This is a genomic window from Streptomyces sp. bgisy159 (genome assembly GCF_057707805.1).
Window position 1 is genome coordinate 20494 of the sequence record NZ_JBYIQX010000034.1, and the last position, 24328, is coordinate 44821.

The 24328-nt window shown below is 73.8% G+C and carries 23 protein-coding genes and 1 pseudogene; 7 read left to right on the top strand and 17 right to left on the bottom strand.

Annotation, left to right across the window (positions count from 1 at the left end):
- Positions 1-75: 75 nt before the first annotated feature.
- The 5 genes from AC3ET3_RS26700 to sigE all read right to left on the bottom strand — a co-directional run bounded on the left by AC3ET3_RS26700 (position 76) and on the right by sigE (position 5655).
- Positions 76-735 (bottom strand): hypothetical protein, encoded by a 660-nt coding sequence (locus AC3ET3_RS26700; protein ID WP_432157675.1) that lies wholly within the window; start codon positions 733-735, stop codon positions 76-78.
- Positions 736-905: 170 nt separating this feature from the next.
- Positions 906-1358 (bottom strand): sec-independent translocase, encoded by a 453-nt coding sequence (locus AC3ET3_RS26705; RefSeq protein ID WP_432138729.1) that lies wholly within the window; start codon positions 1356-1358, stop codon positions 906-908.
- Positions 1359-1548: 190 nt separating this feature from the next.
- Positions 1549-3252 (bottom strand): S1C family serine protease, encoded by a 1704-nt coding sequence (locus AC3ET3_RS26710; protein WP_435613030.1) that lies wholly within the window; start codon positions 3250-3252, stop codon positions 1549-1551.
- 703 nt (positions 3253-3955) lie between these two features.
- Positions 3956-4948 carry an anti-sigma factor family protein gene (locus AC3ET3_RS26715; protein WP_432138728.1) on the bottom strand — a complete coding sequence of 331 codons (993 nt, stop codon included), beginning with the start codon at positions 4946-4948 and terminating at the stop codon, positions 3956-3958.
- The gene (gene sigE / locus AC3ET3_RS26720; RefSeq protein ID WP_432138727.1) at positions 4945-5655 is read right to left on the bottom strand and encodes an RNA polymerase sigma factor SigE; all 711 of its coding nucleotides are present in this window, start codon (positions 5653-5655) and stop codon (positions 4945-4947) included. Before sigE ends, AC3ET3_RS26715 begins: the two co-directional genes overlap by 4 nt.
- Before the next feature lie 234 nt (positions 5656-5889).
- On the opposite strand from sigE, the gene AC3ET3_RS26725 reads away from it, so the two are divergent.
- Positions 5890-6588 carry an O-methyltransferase gene (locus AC3ET3_RS26725; RefSeq protein ID WP_432138746.1) on the top strand — a complete coding sequence of 233 codons (699 nt, stop codon included), beginning with the start codon at positions 5890-5892 and terminating at the stop codon, positions 6586-6588.
- A gap of 207 nt (positions 6589-6795) precedes the next feature.
- Here AC3ET3_RS26725 and AC3ET3_RS26730 read toward each other — a convergent pair whose 3' ends face one another.
- Positions 6796-6963 carry a DUF3117 domain-containing protein gene (locus AC3ET3_RS26730; RefSeq protein WP_003966491.1) on the bottom strand — a complete coding sequence of 56 codons (168 nt, stop codon included), beginning with the start codon at positions 6961-6963 and terminating at the stop codon, positions 6796-6798.
- A 386-nt stretch (positions 6964-7349) separates the two neighbouring features.
- On the opposite strand from AC3ET3_RS26730, the gene chcB reads away from it, so the two are divergent.
- Positions 7350-8153: a 2-cyclohexenylcarbonyl CoA isomerase gene (chcB, locus tag AC3ET3_RS26735; protein ID WP_432157678.1), complete on the top strand. Its 804-nt coding sequence runs from the start codon at positions 7350-7352 to the stop codon at positions 8151-8153.
- Positions 8154-8204: 51 nt separating this feature from the next.
- Here chcB and AC3ET3_RS26740 read toward each other — a convergent pair whose 3' ends face one another.
- Together AC3ET3_RS26740 and AC3ET3_RS26745 are read right to left on the bottom strand one after the other, a co-directional pair.
- Positions 8205-8798, bottom strand: coding sequence for a DNA-3-methyladenine glycosylase I (locus AC3ET3_RS26740; protein ID WP_432138725.1), 594 nt, complete (start codon positions 8796-8798; stop codon positions 8205-8207).
- The gene (locus tag AC3ET3_RS26745) at positions 8795-9154 is read right to left on the bottom strand and encodes a DivIVA domain-containing protein (RefSeq protein WP_432138745.1); all 360 of its coding nucleotides are present in this window, start codon (positions 9152-9154) and stop codon (positions 8795-8797) included. The genes AC3ET3_RS26740 and AC3ET3_RS26745 overlap by 4 nt, the downstream gene beginning before the upstream one ends.
- Positions 9155-9285: 131 nt before the next feature.
- Here AC3ET3_RS26745 and folP point away from each other — a divergent pair, with 131 nt between their 5' ends.
- Entirely contained in the window at positions 9286-10146 is an 861-nt protein-coding gene (gene folP, locus AC3ET3_RS26750; protein WP_435613019.1) for a dihydropteroate synthase, read from the top strand.
- A gap of 57 nt (positions 10147-10203) precedes the next feature.
- On the opposite strand, the gene AC3ET3_RS26755 is transcribed toward folP, so the two are convergent.
- Positions 10204-10965, bottom strand: a complete 762-nt coding sequence (locus tag AC3ET3_RS26755) for an LOG family protein (protein WP_432138723.1) — start codon at positions 10963-10965, stop codon at positions 10204-10206.
- Positions 10966-11084: 119 nt separating this feature from the next.
- Entirely contained in the window at positions 11085-12164 is a 1080-nt protein-coding gene (gene dapE, locus AC3ET3_RS26760; RefSeq protein WP_432138722.1) for a succinyl-diaminopimelate desuccinylase, read from the bottom strand.
- Positions 12165-12271: 107 nt separating this feature from the next.
- Here dapE and AC3ET3_RS26765 point away from each other — a divergent pair, with 107 nt between their 5' ends.
- Together AC3ET3_RS26765 and AC3ET3_RS26770 are read left to right on the top strand one after the other, a co-directional pair.
- Positions 12272-13255: a VldE C-terminal domain-containing protein gene (locus tag AC3ET3_RS26765; RefSeq protein WP_432138721.1), complete on the top strand. Its 984-nt coding sequence runs from the start codon at positions 12272-12274 to the stop codon at positions 13253-13255.
- Positions 13256-13530: 275 nt separating this feature from the next.
- Positions 13531-13971 (top strand): ATP-binding protein, encoded by a 441-nt coding sequence (locus AC3ET3_RS26770; RefSeq protein WP_432138720.1) that lies wholly within the window; start codon positions 13531-13533, stop codon positions 13969-13971.
- A 193-nt stretch (positions 13972-14164) separates the two neighbouring features.
- On the opposite strand, the gene AC3ET3_RS26775 is transcribed toward AC3ET3_RS26770, so the two are convergent.
- Both AC3ET3_RS26775 and fdxA read right to left on the bottom strand, forming a co-directional pair.
- Positions 14165-15259 (bottom strand): bifunctional succinyldiaminopimelate transaminase/glutamate-prephenate aminotransferase, encoded by a 1095-nt coding sequence (locus AC3ET3_RS26775; RefSeq protein WP_435613020.1) that lies wholly within the window; start codon positions 15257-15259, stop codon positions 14165-14167.
- A 134-nt stretch (positions 15260-15393) separates the two neighbouring features.
- Positions 15394-15714, bottom strand: a complete 321-nt coding sequence (fdxA, locus tag AC3ET3_RS26780) for a ferredoxin (protein WP_030746389.1) — start codon at positions 15712-15714, stop codon at positions 15394-15396.
- Between the two features lie 141 nt (positions 15715-15855).
- On the opposite strand from fdxA, the pseudogene AC3ET3_RS26785 reads away from it, so the two are divergent.
- Both AC3ET3_RS26785 and AC3ET3_RS26790 read left to right on the top strand, forming a co-directional pair.
- A pseudogene (locus AC3ET3_RS26785) lies at positions 15856-16905 on the top strand (GNAT family N-acetyltransferase); the annotation flags it as partial.
- 182 nt (positions 16906-17087) lie between these two features.
- On the top strand, positions 17088-17942 hold the full coding sequence (locus AC3ET3_RS26790; RefSeq protein ID WP_432138718.1) for a transglutaminase family protein: 855 nt from the start codon (positions 17088-17090) through the stop codon (positions 17940-17942).
- A 22-nt stretch (positions 17943-17964) separates the two neighbouring features.
- Here the strand turns inward: AC3ET3_RS26790 and AC3ET3_RS26795 are convergent, their stop codons facing one another.
- The 5 genes from AC3ET3_RS26795 to AC3ET3_RS26815 form a co-directional block, all read right to left on the bottom strand.
- Positions 17965-18579 carry a response regulator transcription factor gene (locus tag AC3ET3_RS26795; protein WP_432138717.1) on the bottom strand — a complete coding sequence of 205 codons (615 nt, stop codon included), beginning with the start codon at positions 18577-18579 and terminating at the stop codon, positions 17965-17967.
- A complete protein-coding gene (locus tag AC3ET3_RS26800; protein ID WP_432138716.1) occupies positions 18576-19745 on the bottom strand; it encodes a sensor histidine kinase in 1170 nt (389 codons plus the stop codon). Before AC3ET3_RS26800 ends, AC3ET3_RS26795 begins: the two co-directional genes overlap by 4 nt.
- Complete coding sequence (locus AC3ET3_RS26805) at positions 19742-20500, bottom strand: ABC transporter permease (protein ID WP_432138715.1); 759 nt, start codon at positions 20498-20500, stop codon at positions 19742-19744. Before AC3ET3_RS26805 ends, AC3ET3_RS26800 begins: the two co-directional genes overlap by 4 nt.
- The gene (locus AC3ET3_RS26810; protein WP_432138714.1) at positions 20497-21411 is read right to left on the bottom strand and encodes an ABC transporter ATP-binding protein; all 915 of its coding nucleotides are present in this window, start codon (positions 21409-21411) and stop codon (positions 20497-20499) included. The genes AC3ET3_RS26805 and AC3ET3_RS26810 overlap by 4 nt, the downstream gene beginning before the upstream one ends.
- A 185-nt stretch (positions 21412-21596) precedes the next feature.
- Complete coding sequence (locus tag AC3ET3_RS26815) at positions 21597-24182, bottom strand: hypothetical protein (RefSeq protein ID WP_435613021.1); 2586 nt, start codon at positions 24180-24182, stop codon at positions 21597-21599.
- Between the last annotated feature and the right edge of the window lie 146 nt (positions 24183-24328).

Genomic DNA, 24328 nt, shown 5'->3' on the forward strand with positions numbered 1-24328 from the left:
GGTGGCGCCCCTTTTCCGCTGCCCGCGCGTCTCCGTCTCTGCCCCGCGCGGGTCCTCCTGGCTGCGCGCTCCTGCTCACGCGTACGCGCCGATGTCCTTGATCATGGCGAAGCCGAGCCCGTAGGCGCTCATGCCCCGGCCGTAGGCGCCCAGGTGCACGCCCTGCTCGGTGGAGCCGGCGAGGACCCACCCGAACTCGGACTCGCGGTAGTGGAAGGGTGTCGGCACGCCGTCCACCGGCAGGGAGAGCGTGGACCACTCGGAGCCGGAGAGGTCGTCGGCCAGCGCCCACGCGGTCTCCGTCTGCTGCTCCAGCCAGTCGTCCCGCAGGCTGTGGTCCATCTGCCCCGGCCAGGTGAAGGACAGCAGCCCGACACCCGCCAGCCAGGCCGCCGAGGAGACCGACGTGGCCTCCAGCAGCCCCGTGCCGTCGGCGCTGCGCCGGGAGGGGTTCGCGGCGACGGTCACCACGACCGCGAACTTCCCGCGCTCCTCGCCGGCCGTCTCATGCCGTACGGACGGCTCGTCGCCGTGTCCCACCGACCCGTGCTCGACGGACCCGTCGGCCGCCGTCCCGACCTGCATCAGCCAGCGCGGCCCCGTGAAGGCCTCGTCGAGGCCGTACCAGGGGAACGGCGCCTCCAGGTAGCCGTCGGCGGTGCGCCGGGCGGAGGGAACCTGCTGTTCGTCCTCCGCGGCCGGCGTCTGCGCGACTGCCTGACTCGTCGTCTCCATGTACCCGGACGCCTCCTCGCTCTCGCCGGACCGGTCCGGCCCGCCCCCCTTCGGGCGGCCACGCCTCACGGCGTTCGATCCGCACAACAACTTGGCAGCATAGCCACCCATCTCCGGGCAGCCGGGAACGCGCCCGGCGCGCGGGGCGCGCGGGCGCCGTGTTCAGGCCGTCAGGTGGCGTCCGCGTCGAAGGGCGGCCGGGTGTCCGCGCCCGGCTCCTCGGGCTTCTTGGTCATGTCGACCCGCCCGGAGGGCGACGAGGACGACGAGGACGCGGCGGACGGCGTCGAGGCGTCCGACCCGCGGCTGTGGACGGCCTCGGTGACCTCGGCCATCTCCTTCTTCAGGTCGAAGCCGTTGCGGATCTCCTTCAGCCCCATGTCCTCGTTCTCCAGCTGCTTGCGGATGAACGTCTTGGGGTTGAGGTCCTCGAACTCGAAGTCCTTGAAGTCCGGGCCGAGTTCGCTGCGGATGTCGTGTTTGGCGCTGTCGGAGAACTCACGGATCTTCCGGATCGTGCGCGCCACGTCCTGGATGACCTTCGGGAGCTTGTCCGGACCGAAGACGAGCACGGCCAGGACGATGATCGTCACCAGCTCAAGCGCACCTATGTCATTGAACACCTGAAGCTCCTTGCGATGTCCGGGCCGGGTCCACGGTACCTGTCGGGGCTGGGCGACCGGTACCGTCCCGCGCGGTCGGAGTGCGGCGTCACGGCCTGTTTTCCGCGTTGTTTGCCTAGTGCCACGGTGTTGCGCGGTGTCTTCTGTGAGGTTGCTGTCACTTTGCCCCGTCCGGCCGGGTCCGGGCCGCTCAGTCCGAGGAGGAGCCGAGGACGAGGGAGAGCGTGCGGCGCGCTCCGTCGCGTTCGACGGTGAGCTCCAGGCGGTCGCCGGGGCGGTGGGCACGGGTCTTGATGATCAGCTCCTCGCCCGAGTGGACGGGCTGGCCGTCGACCTCGACGATGACGTCACCCGCCTCGATCCCGGCCCGGTCGCCCGGCCCTCCCACGACGACCGGGGCGCTGCCGTCGCCGTTCTTCGTGCCGACGCGGGCGCCGTCGCCGCCGTAGTCCATGTCGAGGGTGATGCCGATGACCGGGTGGGTCGCCCGGCCGGTGTTGATCAGTTCCTCGGCGACGCGCTTGCCCTGGTTGACGGGGATGGCGAAGCCCAGGCCGATGGAGCCGGCCTGGCCGCCGCCGGGCTCGGAGCCGCCGCCGGCGGACCGGATCGCGGAGTTGATGCCGATGACCCGGCCCCGGATGTCGAGCAGCGGGCCGCCGGAGTTGCCCGGGTTGATCGGCGCGTCGGTCTGCAGCGCGTCCACGTACGACACGTCACTGGCGTCGCCGCTCTCGCCGCCGGCGGTGATGGGACGCTCCTTGGCGCTGATGATGCCGGAGGTGACCGTGCCCGCGAGGTCGAAGGGGGCGCCGATGGCGACGACCGGGTCGCCGACCTGGACGCTGTCCGAGTTGCCGAGGGGCAGCGGCTTGAGGCCGGTCACGCCCTTCACCTTGACGACGGCCAGGTCGTAGCCGGCGTCGCGGCCGACGATCTCCGCCTCGGCGGTCTCACCGCCGTAGAACACGACGGTTATCCGGCCGCCGCCGCCGGCCGCTTCGACGACGTGGTTGTTGGTCAGGATGTGGCCGCGGCTGTCCAGCACGAAGCCGGTGCCGGTACCGGACTCGTCGCCGCCGACGACGTGCAGGGTCACCACGCCGGGCAGGGCCCGGGCGGCGATCCCGGCCACGCTGTCCGCCGGCCGCTCCGGGGCCTCCACCCCGGACTGCGGCAGCTCGACGGACCCGAGACCGCCGTTGCGCTCCAGGTAGGTCCCCGCGATGCCGCCCACGCCTCCCGACAGGAGCGCGAGGGCCAGCGCCGCCCCGAGCAGCCTCTTGCGCGCCCGCTTGCGCTGCTGAGCCTCGGTGAGCACCCCGGCGCCGGTCTGCTGCAGCGGTGCGGTCGGGGCGGGGGCGGCGGCCCAGGGGTCGTAGCCCTGCCAGGGATCGGGTGGCGATCCGGCCGACCCGGCTGGCCCGGGGGACGGCGCGCCGGCGGCCGATGTCGGCGCCGGGGCGGGTGCCGGGCCGGGGTCCGGTCCGGGAGCGGGGTCCGGTCCACCGGGAGCGGGGGCCCGTCCGGGGGATGGTACGGGGGCTGGGGGCGGGTCGGCGGCAGGAGAGGGGCCGGGGGCCGAGTCCGAGGCCGGTGGCGACGCCGGGGCCGGCGGGAATGCCGGGGCCGGGTGGGACGCCGAGGCGGAGGCCGGGTGTGATGCCGAGGCGGGAGCTGACGCCGGGGCCGGTCCGGGTGCCTGCGCCGGTACCGGTACGTCGCCGAAGGGGGCGGCCGTGGAACACCCGGCCTGATCGGCGCCGGGCTCGGTTCCGGCGCCGGTGAGGTGGCCGACCCGGCCCGACACCGCCGGATGCTGTACCGGCGGGGCGGGCGCCCAGGGCCCGGGCTCCCCGTACGGGGGCGTGCTGTAGGGGTCGGGGTCGTGCAGCGGCTGCGGCCGCTCCGGCGCACTCGCGGAGTGCTCCCCGGGGTGCCCCACGTCCCCGGAGAAGCCGCCGGTCGCCCCGGAGGGCCCGGCCGGGCTGCCCGGAGAAGCGTCGTCCGCCGTCACAGACCGGCCGGAGGGTTCCGGGGCGCCGACGCTCCCGGGGATGCCGACCACCCCGGAGGATCCGGCGGCGCTGTCCGGAGGGGCGCCCGAGGGCCCGGACTGCTCGGAGTACTCGGAGTACTCGGAGTACTCGGAGTACTCGGCCAGAGTCGCGGAACGGTCGACGGAGGCGCCGCCTCCGGAGGGTCCGGCTGGTGAGGGCTCGATTGAGGGACCGGTTGAGGGACCGTCGAAGTCGCCGGCGGGCGCGACGCGGTCGGTGGCGGGCCCGGGCTCGTCACAACCGGCGGCGGCTTCCGGCTCGTCGACGGCGGGCGGGGCCGACGGGCGGCTCAGTTCGTAGTCGCCGTCGGGCGTCGGCCGGGTGGGGTGGGCCAGCCGGAAGTCACCGTCGGCGTCCTCGGCCGGCGCGCCCGGCGCCTCCTGCGCCCGCGGCCGGCTCCACCACTTCCCCTTCGTGGGCTTGCCCTCGTCCATGCTCTCCCCGCACGCCTGAGCGCCCGGCCGGATGGCATAGGGGCGCGGTCCGGTCTGGATTCAATCAGGTTCCGGGCCGCGGGCGCACCGCGCGGCGGCTGGGTCAGCGCTCCCGCTGGCCGGAGTGACCTGGGGTGACGGCGGAAGAGGGGGTCGGCTCGGGGGCGCCGGTCCCCAGGGCGAGCAGGCCGGGTGGGCTGAACTCCGGGGCGGTGGTCAGGGACGTCAGGGAGATGGGTGGGACGTCGAGCGGACGTATCAGCGGTGACCTCGCCGCCGCTCCCGCGACCACGGGGGTCATGCCCTGGCGCCCGGCGGCCGGGGTCGGCAGACCGGGCAGCAGCGGCGCGGACACCTCGGTGGGCGCCGCGGGGTGGTCGCCGAGCCCGCCCTGTCGGCCGCTCTGCGTGAACAGCGGAGCGGAGCCCCGCCGCCGCGAGGTCTCGGGTGTGGTCGCCGATCCGGTGCCGGATGTGCGCGCCGGGGTGACGTTACTGCCGTTGCCGGAGCCGCCGCGGGCGTCCGCGGTGGGGTCGACGGGGACGCTGCCGGTCATGCCGCCCAGCGCGATCGCGGCCAGCGAGACAGCGCCGGCGGCGGCGAAGGCGAACCGCAGCCCCCGGGAGCGCTCGGCGTCGCCGCGGCCCACCGGGTGGATACGGAAGCCGCGGTCGTCGGCACCCGGCGCGAGGGCGGGGTTGCGTACGGCCGGGCCGGTGGCGAGGGCGGTGGCGGGGCCGCGGGTGGGGTCGTAGGAGAGGGCGAAGGGCTCGGGTCTCCTCATCCGGAAGGCGGCGAGTCCGCCCCCGCCGAGCGGCGTGCCACCGCCGTCCTCCGGGTCACCCCCTCCGGGGAGCCCCTGGAGACGGGCCAGGAAACTTTCGGAGGGCGCCGGTGGAGCCACGGCGGCGAACACGTCCTTCAGCCGGCGCTGGGCGTCCACCTCCGCCTTGCACTTCGGGCAGGTGGCGACATGGGCGAGGACGCGCTCACGCGTGTCATGACCGAGCTCTCCGTCCACCAGGGCGGAGAGTCGGTCTCCGAGATGCTGCTCTGCGAGGTGTCCCTCGACAGGGTTCGGCCGTGATCCACTCACGCGGTCGCGCCCCCTCCCCTCAGCACGGGAACGCGGGGCACGAGCGAGCGGCGCTCGGCGCGTGCCTCCGGCGACCGGTGTGCGAGGGCCTTGCGCAGCTGGGAGCGGCCGCGGTGGATCCGGGAGCGGACGGTGCCGAGCTTGACGCCGAGGGTCGCGGCGATCTCCTCGTAGGAGAGCCCTTCGATGTCGCACAGCACGACCGCGGCGCGGAACTCCGGCGCGAGGGTGTCCAGGGCCTGCTGGACGTCCGCGTCGAAGTGGGCGTCGTTGAGGATCTGCTGCGGGGTGGGTTCCTTGCTGGCGAGACGCTCGGCGGCGTCGTCGCCGAGGGTGTCGAAGCGGATGCGCTGCTTGCGGCGGACCATGTCCAGGAAGAGGTTGGTCGTGATGCGGTGCAGCCAGCCTTCGAAGGTGCCCGGGGTGTAGGTCGACAGCGAGCGGAAGACACGGACGAAGACCTCCTGAGTGAGGTCCTCGGCGTCGTGCTGGTTGCCGGTGAGGCGGTAGGCGAGGCGGTAGACGCGTCCGCTGTGCGTGCTGACGATCTCCTCCCAGGTGGGCGGAGTCCACGCCTGCCCGTCCGCGTCGGTGGCGAAGGTCGCGGTCTGGGCTCGGCCGGCCGTGGGGCCGGCGGCGGGGTGGTCAGCAGCGGTGTCGGTCACGGATTTCGGCTTGCCCGCCGATCCGAGAAGGCGCCGCAGCACTCTTCCCCGATCTCCAGGCGCAGCCGCACCTCCCCTGTCAGCTCTGGTGGTGTCCAGTGGAGCCCCTACCATAGCCACCTCGCCCGTTAGGACCGGATAAGCGGTTTTACGAGAATTTGATCTGGGCTGATACGGCTCATACGGCTGCGTCAGCAGTTGCCGACCGGCCCGCTCGCTGTCGTGATCCAACCGTGCCCCCAGTCGTCGTTCCCACCCTCTCAAACGCCTGGTCCCATCTGCGGGTTCCCGGCGGCAACGGATACAGTCACGCCGAGGCAACCATGGGGACAGGAGAGGGTCATTACCGGCAACCGGCAGACGAGCTGGGCGTTCGCCGACGCCTATGTCGCCGAGGACGACGCGCTGCGCTGGGCCCGCGACCGGGCCCGTGAGGCAGGGCTGCGCTCGGTGTCGCCCAGCACGGGCGCCGCTCTGCGACTGCTCGCCGCCACCGTGGACGCGAAGGCGGTCGCCGAGATCGGCACGGGCACCGGCGTCTCCGGTATCCATCTGCTGCACGGCATGCGCCCGGACGGCGTGCTGACCACCGTGGACCCGGAGCCGGAGCACCAGCAGTCCGCCCGGCAGGCGTTCCGGGCGAGCGGCTTCGCCAGCAACCGGTCCCGCTTCATCCCGGGACGCGCCCTCGACGTGCTGCCTCGGCTCGCCGACTCCGGCTACGACCTCGTCTTCTGCGACGGTGACCGCCTGGAGCTGCTGGACTACCTCGCTGAATCGTTGCGCCTGCTGCGCCCGGGCGGGCTGGTGGTGTTCGAGGGCGTCTTCGCGAGCGGTCGCACGGTGGACTCCGGCCCCCAGCCCACGGAGGTCATACGCATCCGGGAGCTGCTGCGCGCGGTGCGCGAGAGCCAGGAGCTGGTGCCGTCCCTGCTGCCGGTCGGCGACGGGCTGCTGTGCGCGGTCAAGCGCTGACGGGACGCACCGGTCCCACGCCCCCCCACGTACCGCACCGAGGCGCACGGACCCGGGCGGCGAAGCACGGGGCGACGAGGTTGCGGGGCGACGGGGTTGCGGGGCGACGGGGCGACACTGCCGATCACACGGGTCCGCCGGGCAAAACAACCGCCCCGGCACCTGATGTGATGCCGGGGCGGTTGAAAGGGTATGGTCGCTGGCGCGTCAGCCGACGACTTTCTTGAGGGCGTCGCCGAGGGCGTCGGCCTCGTCCGGAGTCAGCTCGACGACGAGCCGACCGCCGCCTTCGAGCGGAACGCGCATGACGATGCCCCGCCCCTCCTTGGTCACCTCGAGCGGGCCGTCGCCCGTCCGCGGCTTCATGGCCGCCATGCTCGTTCCCCTTCCTGAAACCAGCTCATCGTCAAAGCCGACGGCCCCTGAAGGGCATGCGCGGTCCTGGCGCCCGGAGGGCTGGGGACACGCGACACCGGCATCGAACACATTGCTTCCCAGCCATTATCCCGCATCTCAGGACCCGATGACCAACATCAGTCCGCATCGCTTGGGCAACGCACGCGAGCAAAACCACTCAATTCGGCGATGTGGCTGCGATACTGCGCGCCCTCACGGAGGGACGCCGTCCGGGAATCGGCCCGGATTCTTTGACGCAGCTCACACGGCCGGTCCGGCGCCCGGGCCGCGATCTCCGTCATGCTGTCCTGCAGACAACGACGTACTGAGCGGTACGTCAGTGCCGCGACCTGGAGGGGACACCCATGGCCGACACCGTGCTCTACGAGGTGAGCGACGGACTCGCCACGATCACCCTGAACCGCCCCGAGGCGATGAACGCGCTGGACGTCGCGACCAAGGTCGCTCTGCGTGACGCCGCGCGTGCCGCCGCGGACGACGACGCCGTACGGGCCGTGCTGCTGACGGCGGCCGGGGACCGGGCGTTCTGCGTGGGCCAGGACCTGAAGGAGCACATCGGGCTGCTCGCGGCCGACCGGGAGACGGGGTCGGGGCAGACGATGAGCACGGTGCGCGAGCACTACAACCCGATCGTGCGGGCGCTGGTTGAAGCGCCGAAGCCGGTGGTCGCGGCCGTGAACGGGGTGGCGGCCGGCGCCGGGTTCGGCTTCGCCCTCGCCGCGGACTACCGGATCGTGGCCGACACGGCGAGCTTCAACACGTCGTTCGCGGGCGTGGCGCTCACCGCCGACTCCGGGGTCTCCTGGACCCTGCCGCGGGTGATCGGGCCGTCCCGGGCGACCGACCTGCTGCTCTTCCCGCGCACGGTCAAGGCGCAGGAGGCGTACGAGCTCGGCATCGCCAACCGGGTCGTCGCCTCGGCGGAGCTGCGGGCCGAGGCGGAGAAGGTGGCCCGGGGGCTCGCCGCGGGTCCGACCGTGGCGTACGCGGCGCTGAAGGAGGCGGTGGCCTTCGGGCTGACGCACTCCCTCGCCGAGACGCTGGAGAAGGAGGACGAGCTGCAGACCCGCGCCGGGCAGTCCGAGGATCACCAGATCGCGGTGCAGGCCTTCGTGAACAAGGAACGCCCGAAGTACCTGGGCCGGTAGGCGACGGGGTCCCCGGGTCCGGTGCGGGCGTTCTTCCCGCACCGCGCGTCGCTAGACGGCGGCGCCCCGGGCCACGCAGGTCGCCAGGTGGTCGTCGACCAGTCCGCACGCCTGCATCAGGGCGTACGCCGTCGTCGGGCCGACGAAGCGCAGCCCCCGCTGCTTCAGCGCCTTGGACAGGGCCGTCGACTCCGGGGTGATCGCGGGGACGTCGGCCAGGGACTTGGGGACCGGGCGGAGGGCTGGGTCCGGGGCGTGGGACCAGATCAGCTCGTCGAGGTCGCCCGGGGCCCAGTCCGCCAGCACGCGCGCGTTGGCGAGGGTGGCGTCGATCTTGGCGCGGTTGCGGATGATGCGCTCGTCGGTGAGGAGACGCGCGCGGTCCTCGTCCGTGAAGCCGGCCACGGAGGCGATCCGGAAGCCGGCGAAGGCGGCGCGGAAGCCGGGGCGGCGGCGCAGGATGGTGATCCAGGACAGGCCGGACTGGAAGGCCTCCAGGCTGAGGCGTTCGAAGAGGGCGTCGTCGCCGTGGACCGGCCGGCCCCATTCCTGGTCGTGGTACGCCACGTAGTCCGGCGTGGACAGGGCCCAGGGGCAGCGCGGGGCGCCGTCCGGGCCGGTCAGGGCGGTGCCGTCGGTCGTCACCGGGAGTCCTCCTGGTCGGGCTTCTCCATGGAGAGGTGCGGGGGGTGCGGTCCCTGGGTCCGGGCGCCGGACAGCGCGGCCTCCAGGTCGGCGATGCGCGCGTCCCGCTCGGCCAGTTCGGCGGAGAGGCGGTCGAGGGCGTCGTCGACGTCCGCCATGCGGTAGCCGCGGGCGGCGAGCGGGAAGCGCAGGGAGTCGATGTCTGCGCCGGTGACCGGACGGTCGTCGGGCAGCGGGTCGTGCAGCCGCTGGGGTTCGGCCTCCGGCAGCGGGCCGGTGCCCTCGCCGCCGCCGACCACGGCGAGCGTGACCGCGGCGACGACGACGGCGAGCGCCACGACCAGGAAGAAGAACATAACCATCGGCGGGTCCCCAGGCTCGGTGTGCGCGAAGTCGGATGTGTCAGGCTCCGATCGTGCCATGCGGGTGTGACCGTTAGGGTCGCAGGCGGTGGTTGTCGGGACGGCACAGGGAGAGGTCACAGGGGATGCTCAGGCTGGGCAGGCGGGAATTCGGCGAGCACGAGCCGGTGATCATGGCGATCGTCAACCGGACCCCGGACTCCTTCTACGACCAGGGCGCCACCTTCCGTGACGAACCGGCTCTCGCGCGCGTGGAGCAGGCGGTGGCCGAGGGCGCGGCGATCATCGACGTCGGCGGGGTGAAGGCGGGACCGGGTGAGGAGGTCACCGCCGAGGAGGAGGCGCGGCGCACGGTCGGGTTCGTGGCGGAGGTGCGGCGGCGGTTCCCCGAGGTGGTGATCAGCGTGGACACCTGGCGCGCGGAGGTCGGGGCGGCGGTGTGCGAGGCCGGGGCGGATCTGCTCAACGACGCCTGGGGCGGGGTGGACCCGGGGCTGGCGGAGGTCGCGGCGCGGTACGGGGTGGGGCTGGTGTGCACGCACGCGGGGGGTTCGCAGCCCCGTACCCGCCCGCACCGCGTGACCTACGACGACGTGATGGCCGACATCCTGCGGGTGACCGTGGGCCTGGCGGAGCGGGCGGTGGCGCTCGGGGTGCCCCGCGAGTCGGTGCTCATCGACCCGGGGCACGACTTCGGGAAGAACACCCGGCACAGCCTGGAGGCGACGCGACGGCTCGGGAAGATGGTGGAGACGGGCTGGCCGGTGCTGGTCTCGCTGTCCAACAAGGACTTCGTCGGGGAGACCCTGGACCGGCCGGTCAAGGAGCGGCTGATCGGGACGCTGGCGACGACGGCGGTCTCGGCGTGGCTCGGGGCGCAGGTGTACCGGGTGCACGAGGTGGCGGAGACCCGGCAGGTGCTGGACATGGTGGCGACGATCGCGGGCCGGCGGGAGCCGGCGGTCGCGCGCCGGGGGCTGGCGTAGGTCCGTGCCGCCCGGCGCGGGGCTCCGCCGCGACGCGGAGCCCCCCGATCGGTCGCCTCAGCGCGCGGCCTCCTTCGACACCAGGGCCACCGCCTCCTGCACGTCGTCGGTCACGTGGAACAGCAGCAGGTCCTTCTCCGTCGCCTTGCCCTGGGCCACCAGTGTGTTCCGCAGCCAGTCCACCAGGCCGCCCCAGTAGGCGGTGCCGAACAGGACGATGGGGAACCGGGTGACCTTGCGGGTCTGGACGAGGGTGAGCGCCTCGAAGAGTTCGTCGAGGGTGCCGAGGCCGCCGGGCAGGACGACGAACCCCTGGGCGTACTTCACGAACATCATTTTTCTGACGAAGAAGTAGCGGAAGTTGAGCCCGATGTCGACATAGGGGTTCAGCCCCTGCTCGAAGGGCAGCTCGATGCCGAGGCCGACGGAGGTGCCGCCCGCCTCGCAGGCGCCCTTGTTGGCCGCCTCCATCGCGCCGGGCCCGCCGCCCGTGATCACGGCCCACCCTGCCTCGACCAGGCCCCGGCCGAGGCGCACGCCGGCGTCGTAGTCCGGGGAGTCCACCGGGGTGCGGGCCGAGCCGAACACGCTGATCGCGGGCGGGAGTTCGGCGAGGGTGCCGAAGCCCTCGATGAATTCCGACTGGATGCGCAGGACCCGCCACGGGTCGGTGTGCACCCAGTCGGAGGGTCCTCCCACGTCGAGGAGGCGCTGGTCGGTGGTGCTCGTCTGGATCTGACCGCGGCGTCGGAGCACCGGTCCCAGGCGCTGTTCCTCCGGCTGCCGCTCCTGCGTCCCCTCGGGGTTGCCGGTCGCCATGTGCGCTCCCTCCGCTTGCCTGTTTTCCGCATCAGCGTAGATCGCCGCTGGTTACGGGCGGGGGACTTCGGCGTGTCCGCCGTTCAGCGGCACCGGGCGCGAAGATCGCCGGGAGCGGCTCAGGCGGTGAGCCAGTCGCGCAGGCGCTCCTCGGCGGCCAGGATCTTGGCGGTCTCGACCCGTTCGTCGCGGCGGTGCGCCAGGTGCGGGTTGCCGGGGCCGTAGTTGACGGCGGGGATGCCGAGGGCGGCGAAGCGGGAGACGTCGGTCCAGCCGTACTTGGGCTGGGGGGTGCCGCCGACCGCCTCGATGAACGCGGCCGCGGCCGGGTGGGAGAGGCCGGGCAGGGCGCCGCCGCTGTGGTCGTCGACCACGAACTCGTCGACCCCGCAGTCCGCGAACACCTCGCGGACGTGGTCGACGGCCTCCTGCTCGGTGCGGTCGGGCGCGTAGCGGAAGTTGACGGTGACGACGCAGTCGTCCGGGATGACGTTGCCGGCCACGCCGCCCGAGACGCGCACGGCGTTGAGGCCTTCCCGGTACTGCAGGCCGTCGATGACCGGGTTGCGGGGCTCGTAGGCGGCGAGGCGGGCGAGGATGGGGGCGGCGGCGTGGATGGCGTTGGAGCCCATCCAGCTCCGGGCGGAGTGGGCGCGCTCGCCCTTCGTCCGCAGCAGCACCCGCAGCGTGCCCTGGCAGCCGCCCTCCACCTGGCCGTCGGAGGGTTCCAGCAGGACCGCGAAGTCGCCGGTCAGCCAGTCGGGGTGGGCCTCGGCGACGTGCCGCAGGCCGTTCAGCTCGGCGGCGACCTCCTCGTTGTCGTAGAAGACGAAGGTGAGGTCGCGGTTGGGGGCGGGGACGGTGGCGGCGATGCGCAGTTGCACGGCGACGCCGGACTTCATGTCACAGGTGCCGCAGCCCCACAGCACGCCGTCCGCGTCCAGCCGGGAGGGGACGTTGTCCGCGATGGGGACGGTGTCGATGTGGCCGGCCAGGATCACGCGTTCCGCCCGTCCGAGGCCGGTGCGTGCCACCACGTTGTTGCCGTACCGGTCGACCGTGAGGTGCGGCAGGGCGCGCAGGGCGGCCTCGACGGCGTCCGCGAGCGGCTTCTCGCTGCCGCTCTCCGAGGGGAAGTCGACGAGCCGCGCGGTGAGGGCGGCGGCGTCCAGCGTGAGGTCAAGCGAGGTGTCGGCCATGGCGTCGACCCTAACCCGGTGGGTGACGGCCGAGCGCGAGCGCCCGTTTTCAAACAGGCTTTCACACGGGCCTCCTGCGGCTCCGTACTCTCCAGTACCTTGTACCCGTGCCAGCGCCGTCCCCCTCCGCCAAGCGTCGTCGCCGCCCCCTGCGTTTCGGGGCGGGTCTCGTGGTCCTGCTCGCCGTCGCGGGCTATCTCGTGGTGCAGTACGTCACCGCGGGCGCCGGCGACCCGGGGTGCAGGGTCTTCTCGGCCGACGGGAAGGGGGCGTCGTACGAGTTCTCGCCGGAGCAGGCGGTGAACGCGGCGACGATCGCCGCCGTCGGCACCAACCGGGGCATGCCCGAGCGGGCCGTGACCATCGCGCTCGCGACCGCGCTGCAGGAGTCCGGGCTGCGCAACATCTCCTACGGCGACCGCGACTCCCTCGGTCTGTTCCAGCAGCGGCCCTCGCAGGGCTGGGGCACCGAACGGCAGGTGATGGACCCGTCGTACGCGGCGAACGTCTTCTACGAACACCTGGCGAAGGTCCCCGACTACACCGGGCTGCCGCTCACGGTGGCCGCGCAGCGGGTGCAGCGCAGCGGGTTCCCGGACGCGTACGCCAAGCACGAACCGGACGCCACACTGCTCGCGGCCGCGCTCACCGGGCGGTCGGCGGCCACGCTGACCTGCGGTGGCCGGCCCTCGGTGGGCACGGTGGCCACCGGGCCGCAGGCGGTGCGGGACGCGCTGGTGCGGGACTTCGGGCGCGCGGTGCTGCAGGAGGCGGGCGCGCAGGTCGGGGCGGCGCGGGAGAACCCGGCCGAGGGGACCGCACGCGGTCCGGCCGCGAGCAGCGGCGGGCGGACCGTGACCCTGCCGGTTCCGGCCGGTACCGGGACCGACGGGCGCGGTACCCGGGAACGCGGCTGGCAGCTGGCGCACTGGGCGGTGGCCAACGCCTCGAAGCTTCGCATCGAGCGGGTGTCGTACGCCGGGCGGGAGTGGGTCGCCGGGAACACGGACAGCCGGTGGCGGTCCACCGGGCCGGACCGGTCCAGCGAGGCCGGCGCGGCGAGCGACGTTCGAGTGGTCACCGCGCAGTAGTGCGGCCCTTCCCCCGCAGGGGTTGTGCGGAGGGTGCCCGCACCGCCGTGCTCCCGGGTTTTCCGACGGTTGCCGCCTTTCCCGCGAAGCCCTTGGGAACAAAGGGCTGCACGGCTTTCCCGGCGGTTTCCGAGGAACGACCTTTGTCCGTTTTTATCCGTAGCTGATAATGCGACGCATTACCAACTCTTTACGTTGGGCATGCGCAACTTCACGGGGAGTCGAGCGGTAGTCACGGCGCACGTGTTCCACAACCTCTCCCGTCAAGGAGCAACATGTCCCTCCCCCTGACCCGCCGGATCGCCCGTGCCGCGCTGCTCGTCGCTGCCGGAGCGGCTGCCGGGGTCGGTGCGGCCGGCTCCGCCAGCGCGGCCCCCGAACTGCCCGCCGCCCCGAACGTCGGCGGGCTGACCTCGCTGGACGCGGCGAGCGTCGGCACCACCCTCGACGGGGCCACCCAGAGCACCACGGGGCTCGCGACCGACGCCGGCGGCAAGGCCGTGCAGCAGTCGGGCAAGACCGGCGGCAAGGCCGTGAAGAAGGCCGCGCCGGCGGCGCAGAAGGCGGCCGGTGAGGCGGCCGGGTCCGCGGGCGACCTCCTCGGGGACGCCACCGGCACCGCGACCAAGGGCGGCCTGCCGACGGACTCGCTCACCCAGGGTGGCGGGCTGCCGGGCGCCCAGACCCTGCCGGTGAAGAGCCTGCCGCTCGGCTAGTCCGCGACACGTACGGCGACGGGGCCCGGGATCCTTCCCCCGGGCCCCGTCGCCGCGTCGTACCCGCACCGCGCCCGGCGGCGCGTCGTACCCGCACCGTGCCCCGCGCCGCGGCGTGCCCGCGCTGTGCCCGGCGGCGCACCCGCACCGCGTCTTACCCGCACCGTGCCCGGCGGCGCGCTGAGTTCGTGCGCTATGCCAGGCGCCGGGCCGCCGCCGCCACGCGCTCGTCCGTCGCCGTGAGGGCCACGCGGACGAAGTTCTCGCCCGCCGCGCCGTAGAAGTCGCCGGGGGCCACGAGGACGCCCCGTGCCGCGAGGTGGGCCACGGTGTCCCAGCAGGACTCGTCCCGGGTGGCCCACAGGTACAGGCTGGCCTCGCTGTGCTCGATGCGGAAGCCGTGGCCGAGCAGGGCCTCGCGCAGGACCGTGCGGCGGGCGGCGTAGCGTTCGCGCTGCTCGTGGACGTGGCTGTCGTCGCCGAGCGCGGCGACCACGGCCGCCTGGGTCGGGGCGGAGGTCATCATGCCGCCGTGCTTGCGGATCTCCAGCAGCGGACCCAGCACCGCCGGGTCGCCGGCCAGGAAGGCCGCCCGATAGCCGGCCAGGTTGGACCGCTTCGACAGCGAGTGGACCGAGACGATGCCCTCGTGGGAGCCGCCGTTGATGTCCGGGTGCAGCACCGACAGCGGGTCGGCCTCCCAGCCCAGCTCGATGTAGCACTCGTCGGAGAACAGCAGCACCCCGTGCTCGCGGGCCCAGGCGACCGTGCGGCGCAGCTCGTCCGCGGTCAGCACCCGGCCGGTCGGGTTGGAGGGCGAGTTCAGCCAGAGCAGCTTCAGGCCCGCCGGGTCCAGCCGCGTCGGGTCGTCGTACGCCTCGTGGTCCGCGCGGGCGAGCCGCGCCCCGACCTCGTACGTCGGGTAGGCCAGCCGCGGGTAGGCGACCCGGTCGCCGGGGCCGAGGCCCAGCTGGGTGGGCAGCCAGGCCACCAGTTCCTTGGAGCCGACGATCGGCAGGACGTGCCGGTGGGTGACCCCGCGAGCGCCCAGACGGCGCTCCAGCCAGCCCGTGATCGCGTCCCGCAGCGCCGGGGTGCCCCAGACCGTGGGGTAGCCCGGGGAGTCGGCGGCGTCGATCAGCGCCTTCTGGACCAGTTCCGGAACCGGGTCGACCGGTGTGCCGACGGAGAGGTCGACGATGCCGTCCGGGTGCGCGGCGGCGGTCTTCTTGTAGGGCTCCAGCTTGTCCCAGGGGAAGGCGGGCAGACGGTCGGAGACTGCGGACACGGGAATCTCGCTCACTTTCTTGTACGCCCGGGTACGGCGAAACGCCTCGGTCCCGTGCGGCGCTCACGATCGGGGCGATCGCGGCCGTACGGGACCGAGGCGGCGCGGCTCAGTGGTGCGGGCCGCTTGCGCGGTTACTCGCCCTGCGGCGGCAGAGCGGCCACGAACGGGTGATCACGCTCGATCAGCCCCAGCTTGCTGGCGCCGCCCGGGGAGCCGAGCTCGTCGAAGAACTCGACGTTCGCCTTGTAGTAGTCCTTCCACTCCTCCGGGGTGTCGTCCTCGTAGAAGATCGCCTCGACCGGGCAGACCGGCTCACAGGCACCGCAGTCGACGCATTCGTCCGGGTGGATGTACAAGGACCGCTGGCCCTCGTAGATGCAGTCGACCGGACACTCCTCGATGCACGCCTTGTCCTTGACGTCGACACAAGGCTGCGCGATGACGTAGGTCACGCTGTCGTTCCTCCTCGATAGGGCGCTGGCGGGCCTCCCACAGGCCCCGCCGCCTGGCGCGCGGGAGCGCGGCGTCGTCGATGCCCGCCCCTAGTATCTCCGTTCCTGGGCATGATCCGAACAGGAGGGGTGAACCGACCAGTGGAAATCTCGGCCGCCGGGCGCCTGGAGGTCCGTATCACCGCTGCTGACGTGGGCAAACGCGTCTCCGTCCGGCGGTTCGGCGGGCCTGGCGCGACAGGCGGGAAATTCACCGACACGGTGGGTGTTCTCACATCATGGGACAACGGTGTGCTGCTGATCACACGCCGGGACGGGGAGACGGTCCGGATCGACGAGGCCGCGCTGGTCGCGGGCAAGGTGGTGCCGGCCGCCCCGGCGCGGCGCCGGGGGCCCGCGGCCTCGTACGAGGAGCTGGCGCGGGTCACCACGCGCGCGTGGCCGCCGGTGGAGAACGAGCGGCTCGGCGACTGGCGGCTGCGGGCCGCGGTCCAGCCGGTGGAGCGTGCGGCGGGGGTGGCCGTCGGGCGGCGGGAGGGCTTCACCCGGCGCGCCAACTCCGTGCTGTCGCTGGGCGACCCCGGCATGCCTCTCGACGACGCCCTGGCGGCCGTACGGCGGTGGTACGACGAGCGCGGGCTGCCCGCCTACATACAGGCGGCCACCGGGGCCGAGGGCACCCAGGAGCTGCTGTGCGCGGAGCTGGAGCGGCGGGGCTGGATACGGGAGGTGACCGCCGAAGTGTGGGTCGGGGCACTGGCGCCGCTGGCCGACCGGGGTGAGCCTGGTGGTGTGGTGTCGGCGCGGGAGGCCGACGAGATGTGGCTCGCACGGTACCGACGCAAGGGGATGAGCGAGGTGGCGTTGCAGGTACTGTCCGGCGGCCCTTCGGTGTGGTTCGCGTCCGTGCCGGGTGGCGGGGGCGGGGCGCCGTCCGCGATCGGGCGGTGCGTGGTGGACGGCCGGTGGGCCGGGTTCGCCGCGGTGGAGGTGGACCCCGCGCGGCGGCGGCAGGGCCTGGCCACGGCCGTCATGGCCGCGCTGGCCCGGCGGGCGCTCGACGAGGGCGCGTCGGCGGCCTGGCTGCAGGTGGAGGCGGAGAACGCGGGGGCGCGGGCGCTGTACGCCGGCATGGGTTTCGCCGCGCATCACGCGTACCACTACTACCGGGCGCCGGAGGATTCGGGTTCCGGTCCTGGCTCCGGGTCCAGGTCCGGGTCGGGGTCCGAGTCCGGGGCCGGATTTCCTTCCGGTTCGGGCTCCGCATCCGGTTCGGGCTCCGCTTTCGATTCGGGTTTCGCTTCCGCTTCCGCTTCCGCTTCCGCATCCGGTTCCGGCCCGGACCGGTCGGCGTGAGAGGGCGCGGGCCTGTCATGCGGCGTCCTCCCTATCCCCCTTCGCCCGAGCGCTCGGCCGATCTGCGGCGGCGGTTCGCCGAGGAGGCGCGGTCCGAGCGGCCCGATCTGGCCGAGCTGTGCCTGCTGGTGGGCGCCACGGCGGACGGGGCGCTGGACGAGGCCGGGCTGGACGCCGCCCAGATGGAGCTGGACCGGCTGGCCGGCGAGCTGCCGTTCCGGCCGGGCGGGCCCCGCGCCTGGGCGGTGGCGCTGCGGGACCTGCTCGGGGAGCGGTACCGCTTCCACGGCTCGACCGGCGACTACGAGCGGCTGGAGTCGTCACTGCTGCACGAGGTGCTGCGGCGGCGGCGCGGACTGCCGATCCTGCTGTCGGTGGTGTGGCTGGAGGTCGCGCGGCGGGCCGGGGCGCCGGTGCACGGCGTCGCGCTGCCGGGTCACTTCGTGGTCGGGTTCGGGCCCCCGGACGAGCAGGTGCTCGCCGACCCGTTCGACGGGGGGCGGGTGCTGACCGACTCGGACGCGCAGACCCTCGTGGTCGGGGCCACCGGGGTGCCGCTGGACCGGTCGATGCTGGCGCCGGCGGATCCGCTGGAGGTCGTGCTGCGGATTCTCAACAACGTCCGCGCCTGGGCCTCGGCGCGCCCCGAGCGGGCCGACGTGGCGCTGTGGGCGGTGGAACTGGCGCTGCTGGTGCCGTCGCATCCGGCCCGGCTGCGCTACGAGCTGGGGCAGGTGCTCGTGCAGCGGGGCGACTTCGTCGAGGGCGCCGAGGAGATGGAGGAGTACGCGGACCTGGTGGAGGTCGTCGACGAGGCCCTGGCGGACAAGGTCCGGGCCCAGGCGCAGGCCGCCCGCGCGCTGCTGAACTGAGGGGCCGCGGTCGTACCGGCGGCTACAGCCAGCCCTTCTCCCTGGCTATCCGCACCGCCTCCGTGCGGTTGCGCGCCGCCAGCTTCTGGATGGCCGTGGACAGGTAGTTGCGCACCGTGCCCTGGGAGAGGTGCAGGGTCGCGGCGAGGTCGGCGTTGGTGGAGCCGTCGGCCGCGGCGCGCAGGATCTCCCGTTCGCGGTCGGTGAGGGGGTTGGCGCCCTCCGCGAGGGCCGCCGCAGCGAGGGTGGGGTCGATGACCCGCTCGCCGGCGAGCACCTTGCGGATGGCGTCGGCGAGTCGGGCCGCCGGGGCGTCCTTGACGAGGAAGGCGTCCGCACCGGCCTCCATGGCGCTGCGCAGGTAGCCGGGGCGGCCGAAGGTGGTGAGGACGACCAGCTTGACCGCCGGGAGTTCCGCGTGCAGGCGGGCGGCCGCCTCGATGCCCGTCGCGCCCGGCATCTCGATGTCCAGCAGGGCGACGTCCACGGCGTTCTCCCGGGCGGCGGCGGACACCTCGTCACCGCGCGCGACCTGGGCGACCACCTCGATGTCGTCCTCCAGGCCGAGCAGGGCGGCGAGCGCCTCGCGGACCATCGACTGGTCCTCGGCCAGCAGGACCTTGATCATGCGGGTCATGCCCCGGATCCTACGTGCGCCGCCTGGGCCGCCGGGGCGGCGGGGACCCGCGCGACCAGGCGGAAGCCCGGCCGGGCGGAGCCCGCCTCCAGGGTGCCGCCCGCCTTCTCCAGACGCTCGGTCAGCCCGGTGAGGCCGTTGCCGGGGCCGCCGCCGGAGCCGCCGGAGCCGTCGTCCTCGACGCAGAGTTCCAGGAGCGGACCGTCCAGGCTCTGGCGGCGCACCAGGTCGACGGTGCAGCGCCGGGCGCCGCTGTGCCGTACGACGTTGGTGACGGCCTCGCGCAGCGCCCAGGCGAGGGCGCTCTCGCTGACCTCGGGGACGCCGTCGAGGTCGGGCTCGGCGGGTATCTCGGCGGTGACGCCGGCGGCCGTCAGGGCCACCTTGGCGCCGGCCAGTTCGGCGGCGATGCGGGGGCGCCGGTAGCCGGTGACGGCCTCCCGGACGTCGACCATGGCCTGCCGGCTGACCTGTTCGATGTCGGCGACCTGCTGGGCCGCCTTGTCGGGGTGGGCGGGCAGCATCCGGCCCGCCAGCTCGCTCTTGAGGGTGATCAGGGACAGGGAGTGGCCGAGCAGGTCGTGCAGGTCGCGGGCGAGGCGCAGCCGCTCCTCGTTGGCGGCCAGCTGGGCGACGGTGGCGCGGGCCTCGCGCAACTCGATCGTGGTGCGGATCAGTTCCCGCACGCCGGCCATGGAGAAGCCGCCCAGCAGGGCCGGCAGCAGCAGCCCGGCGAGGAACTCGGTGCCACCGGGGACGCCGAACGAGACCACCGTCAGCAGGGCGGAGACCCCGGGGAGCACCCAGCGGGCGTACCGCATCGGCAGGGCCGCCCCGGAGGCGACCGCCACGTACACGTAGAGCACCATCCACTCCCGGCCCAGGGTGAGGGAGAGGATCGTGGACTGGGCGGCGAGGACGCCGAGCGCGGCGCCGACCGCGGCGACGGCGTCGCGGCGCCCGGCTCGGAAGATGAGGAGGAAGTACCAGGTGACGAAGGCCACCAGGCCGATCCAGCCGAGGATCCGGACGCCCGTGGCGTGGCCGCCGTGCAGCAGGTCGTCGACGGGTGCCTGCATGTAGGCCAGCCAGATGCCGGTCCACAGCAGTTTCATGGCCTGTTGCCTGCGGTTCTGCGGGCGCTGCCCGAGGCCGATGCCGCTCACGCCTTCAGCGTGTCCTTCCGGTACAGCCAGGCCGCGCCGCCCGTGAACAGGGCGAAGGACACGGCGAGGATGACGATGTCCCTGAGGTGCGGGGCGCGGCCCTGTTCGACGGCCTGCCCCAGGGCAGCGTACGCGTGGGTGGGCACCCAGCGGGCGGTCTCCCGCAGCCAGTCCGGGAAGTTGGTGGTGGGCATCCACAGGCCGCCCAGGATGGACAGCCCGAAGTAGATGATCATGGTGAGGGGGCGGACCGAGTCGCCGCTCGCCAGGTACCCGATGGCCACGCCGAGCGCGGCGAACACCAGGCTGCCCGCCCAGATCGTGCCGGTCAGCGCGAGCCACTGCCAGGCGTCCAGGCGTACCTCCTTCATCGCGGCGGCGACGGCGAAGACCACCACGATGGACGGCAGGCTCACCACGGCGGCACTGGCGGTCTTGGCGAGCACGTAGCCGTGGCCGGGCAGGGGGGTCAGCCGCAGCTGGCGTACCCAGCCGCTCTCCCTCTCCTTCGCGATGCGCTCGCTGTTGCCCATCAGGACGGCGGTGAGCGCCCCGAAGGAGGCCATGGAGACCATCATGTAGGTGGGGAGGGTGAGCCCCGTGCCGTCGATCTTCTCGTCGCCGTCGGCGCTGCTCGCGATCAGCAGGAAGAGCACGGACGGGTAGAGCACGGAGAAGAACAGGAACTTGCGGTTGCGCAGGGCGCGGGTGAGTTCGAGCCGGATCAGGCCGCTGGAGGCGAGGACACTCGTCATCGGGTGCGGGCCTCCTCGGCCGCGGTGATGGCCACGAAGGCCTGTTCCAGGCCGAGTCCGGCGACCTCCAGGTTGCGGGGGTACAGGCCGAGGCCGTAGAGGGCGTGGACGGTGGCGTCCGCGTCCGTCGACCGGATGCGGACGGTGGGGCCGCTGACGTCGAGGCCCGTCAGGAACGGCAGCGCGCCCAGGGCGGTCCGGTCGATCGCGGCCGGTTCCAGGTCGAAGGAGACGCGGCGCGACCCGGCCCTCGCCTTGATCTCGGCGGCCGTGCCGTCGGCCAGCAGCCGTCCGCGGTGCAGCACCAGCACCCGGTCGGCGACGGCGTCGGCCTCCTCCAGGTAGTGGGTGGCGAACAGGACCGTGCGGCCCTGGCCGGCCTGCTCCCGCATGGTGGCCCAGAAGGCCTGCCGGGTGGTGACGTCCATGCCGGTGGTCGGCTCGTCGAGGACGATCAGGTCGCTGTCTCCGGCGGTGGCGAGCGCGAACCGCACCCGCTGGACCTGGCCGCCGGAGAGCTTGTCGACCTTGCGGTCGGCTATCCGGTCGACGCCTGCCCGGGAGAGCACCTCGGACGGCCGGTGGGGCCGCGGGTGCAGGTCGCAGGCGAGCCGGACCAGTTCACCGACGGTGACCTCGTCCATCAGCCCGCCGCTCTGCAGCATGGCGCCGACCCGTCCGGCGGCGATGGCCTCCCGCGGGGTGGCGCCGAAGACCCGGGCCGTGCCGCTGTCGGGGGTCTTCAGCCCGAGCAGCAGGTCGAGGGTGGTGGACTTGCCGGCGCCGTTGGGGCCGAGCAGCGCCACGGTCTCCCCGGCGTCGAGGGCGAGGCTCAGGCCGTCGACGGCCCGTACCTCCCCGTAGTTCTTGGTCACCTGGTCGAAGGCGACCACCGCAGGTGTCGTCGTCATGGCACGATCCTGGCCGCCGGGGGCGGCCGCCCGGCAGTGTCGGCGGTCCTGACTGCCGTATGACAGATGTCATCCGGTGGCCGTGACGTGGCGCCGTGCCCGTCCGTGGGCGTCGGGGGGACGGCCGCACGACGCGGGGGACGCCCGGCGATGGCCGGGCGTCCCCTGTCGGTGTCGGAGCCGCGTCAGTTCGGGGTGGTGTCGACGACCGCGACCCGGTCGGTGGTGCTCTTGAGGGCCGGGCGCAGGGCGCTGATGACGTCCTGCACGGTGACGGGGGTCTTCTGACCGGTGCCCCGGGTGATCAGGACGCCGTCGAAGGCGCCGCCGTAGAGCTCCTTGAGCGCGGCCTGGTCGTAGCTCTCCACGAGCTTGCCGTCGACGGCCTTGACCCGGAGGAACTTCCACAGGGACTTCTCCGGGCTGAAGGCGATCCGCTGGACGCCGTCGTCGGTCTTGACCACGACCTTGGCGGACATCGCCGGCTCGGCGAACTCCTTCATCATGCGGTCGACCTCGGCGTTGCTGACGGTCGGCTGCTTGGCGGCGGTGGGGACCGGCACCGCGGCGCCGGGGCCGTTCGCCACCTGGCTGCGGTAGGCGTCCTCGACCGCGTCGGCGGCCCGGGCGGCGTCGATGCCCTTGCCCGCCTTGCCGTAGACGGCGACGGCCTTGCCGGACTCGAACCTGATGGTGCCGTCCACGGCCGATCCGGCACCGCCGGCCGCGGCCTCCAGGGCCGCGTGCAGCTTCTCCTCGTCGACCGGCATCGCGGGCTCGACGACGCGCTTCTGGCCGAACAGCGAGCCGACGACCGAGAGGGGGTTGTAGTCGCTCTTGGCGGCCGCGTCGACCGTGGCCTGCATGTCGAACTGCAGGCCGGCCTGGTCCGGCCGGAGCGTGACGGTCCGGCCGTCGACGGTCAGCTTCAGCGGCTGGCCGGCCCGCTCCTCGAAGGCCTGGTCGAGCTTCTTCACCGCGTCGTCGCGGGTGCCGCCGCCGATGTCGACGCCGAGCACCGTGGTGCCCTTGGGGACGTCGGAGTGGTTCATCAGCAGCCCGGCGCCGTAGACACCGACGCCGGCGACGACGAGGACACCGCCCAGCAGGACCAGCTTGCTGCGGCCCTTCTTTTTCTTCTTGCCCTGCGCCGGGGCCGCGCTCTGGGCGCCGGGCTGGGACGGCTTCGGCGCGGCCTGCGGGCCGGGGGCGTCGGAGCGCGCGCCGGGGGCGCCGAAGGGGCCGCCCTGGGCGGCGTTCGGGGGGACGACCGGGATGCCGCTGGTCACGGTGTGCCCGGAGACGTTGTCCGGGCGGGGGAAGCCGCCGTTCGGGCCGGGTTCGGGGGCCGGCTGCTGCGGGGTGAGGATCGCGGTGTCGTCACTCAGACCGCCGCCGGGGCGGGGGCCGCCGGAAACGGCTCCGGGGGCGCCCGGGGTGTTCCCGGGGCCTCCGGGGGCGTGCCCTGGGCCTCCGGGGGCGTTCCCCGGGCCTCCGGGAGCGTGCCCCTGGGAGCCGGGGCCGGCCGGGGCGGTGGGGCCGCCCGGGTGTCCGGTCCGCGCCTCGGGCGGGACCGGCGGCACCATCGGGCCCTTGCCGGTGACCGGGCCGGTGGTGGGTCCGGCGGGGCCGGCCGGGCCACCGAGGGGGGCATGGCCGCCGAGGGTGTCGTGGAGGGGGTCGCGGCCACCGGCGGCACCGGGACCGGCCGGGCCGCCCGTCGCGCCGGGGCCGGCGCCGAGGGGGTCCTGGGGTCCGGCGAAGTTCCGGGCCTCGTCGAAGCCGCGGGTGTCGTCGTAGTTCCGGGAGCCGTCGTAGTTCCGGGGGCCGTCGAACCCGCCGAAGTCCTCGTAGCCCTCGGGACCGGTCGGGGCGGCCGGGCCGGCGGGGGTGGTCGACCCGGCGGGGGTGCGGCCGTCGGGGCCGTAGCCGGAGGGCCCGCCCGGGTTCTGCCGCGTGCCGGGTTCGGAGAAGTACGGCAGGTCGTCGCGGGCCGGGTCGCCGCCGGTGCCGGGGCGGGAACTGGCGTTCAGCGCCTCGGTGACGTCGAAGGACCCGGTGCCGCCGCCGTGCCCGGGAGCCACCGGGCCGCCGGTGGCGCCGCCGGGCAGGCCGGAGCCGCCCTTGCCGCCGGGGCCGCCCGAACCGGGGCCGCCCGGCACGGACATGGAGCCGACGACCCCACCGGGCCGCCCGGCGCCGGACGCGGGACGCGGCGCTCCGGCCGCACCCGGGCCGGTCGAAGTCGAGGGCGCGGAGGGGGCGGAGGAAGCGGACCCGCCCGAAGCACCCGGCACCCCGGCGCCATTGGTGGAGCCACCGGCCTGACCGCCCTTGTTCGCCGCGGACTTGCGGGGCGCGAACCAGTCGCTGGTCCGCTCCTCGGCCGCGGGCGCGCTCTCGGCCGGCGCCGGAGCCGCGGCGGGCGTGCCCGTCGTCCCGGCGGTCCCGGCCGTCGCGGCTCCGGCGGCCGTCCCGGCCGCGCCTGCCGGACGCGTGTGGGTACCGGTGTCGTCGCCGGACCCCTCGGCGTCCCCGACGGGCTTGCGCACGACGACCGGCGGAATGGGCCGGGAACCGGGGATGTTGATACGGATCCGGGTCGTCAGCGTGGTCTCGGTCTTGCGTTCCTCCGGCCGGGCGGCCGAACGGCCCGCGTCCGCGTCGCCGTCGGACACCACGGGGGTGCCGTACGGCGGCGTGCCCGACGGGTACGCGGCTCCGCCGCGCCCGTTGGGCCCGGAGGACGGACTGTCAGTTTCACGACTCAAGGCAGGTTCTCCATGTTGGCTCCGCCGCCCGCCACGACCTCACATGGGGGGGTGACCCAGCCTCGACCGGAGTCGTCGGCACGGGGATGCTCGGCGGCGCGGTCCACCATACTGGCCACTTCTCGCCCGTATCCCACGACCGCCGG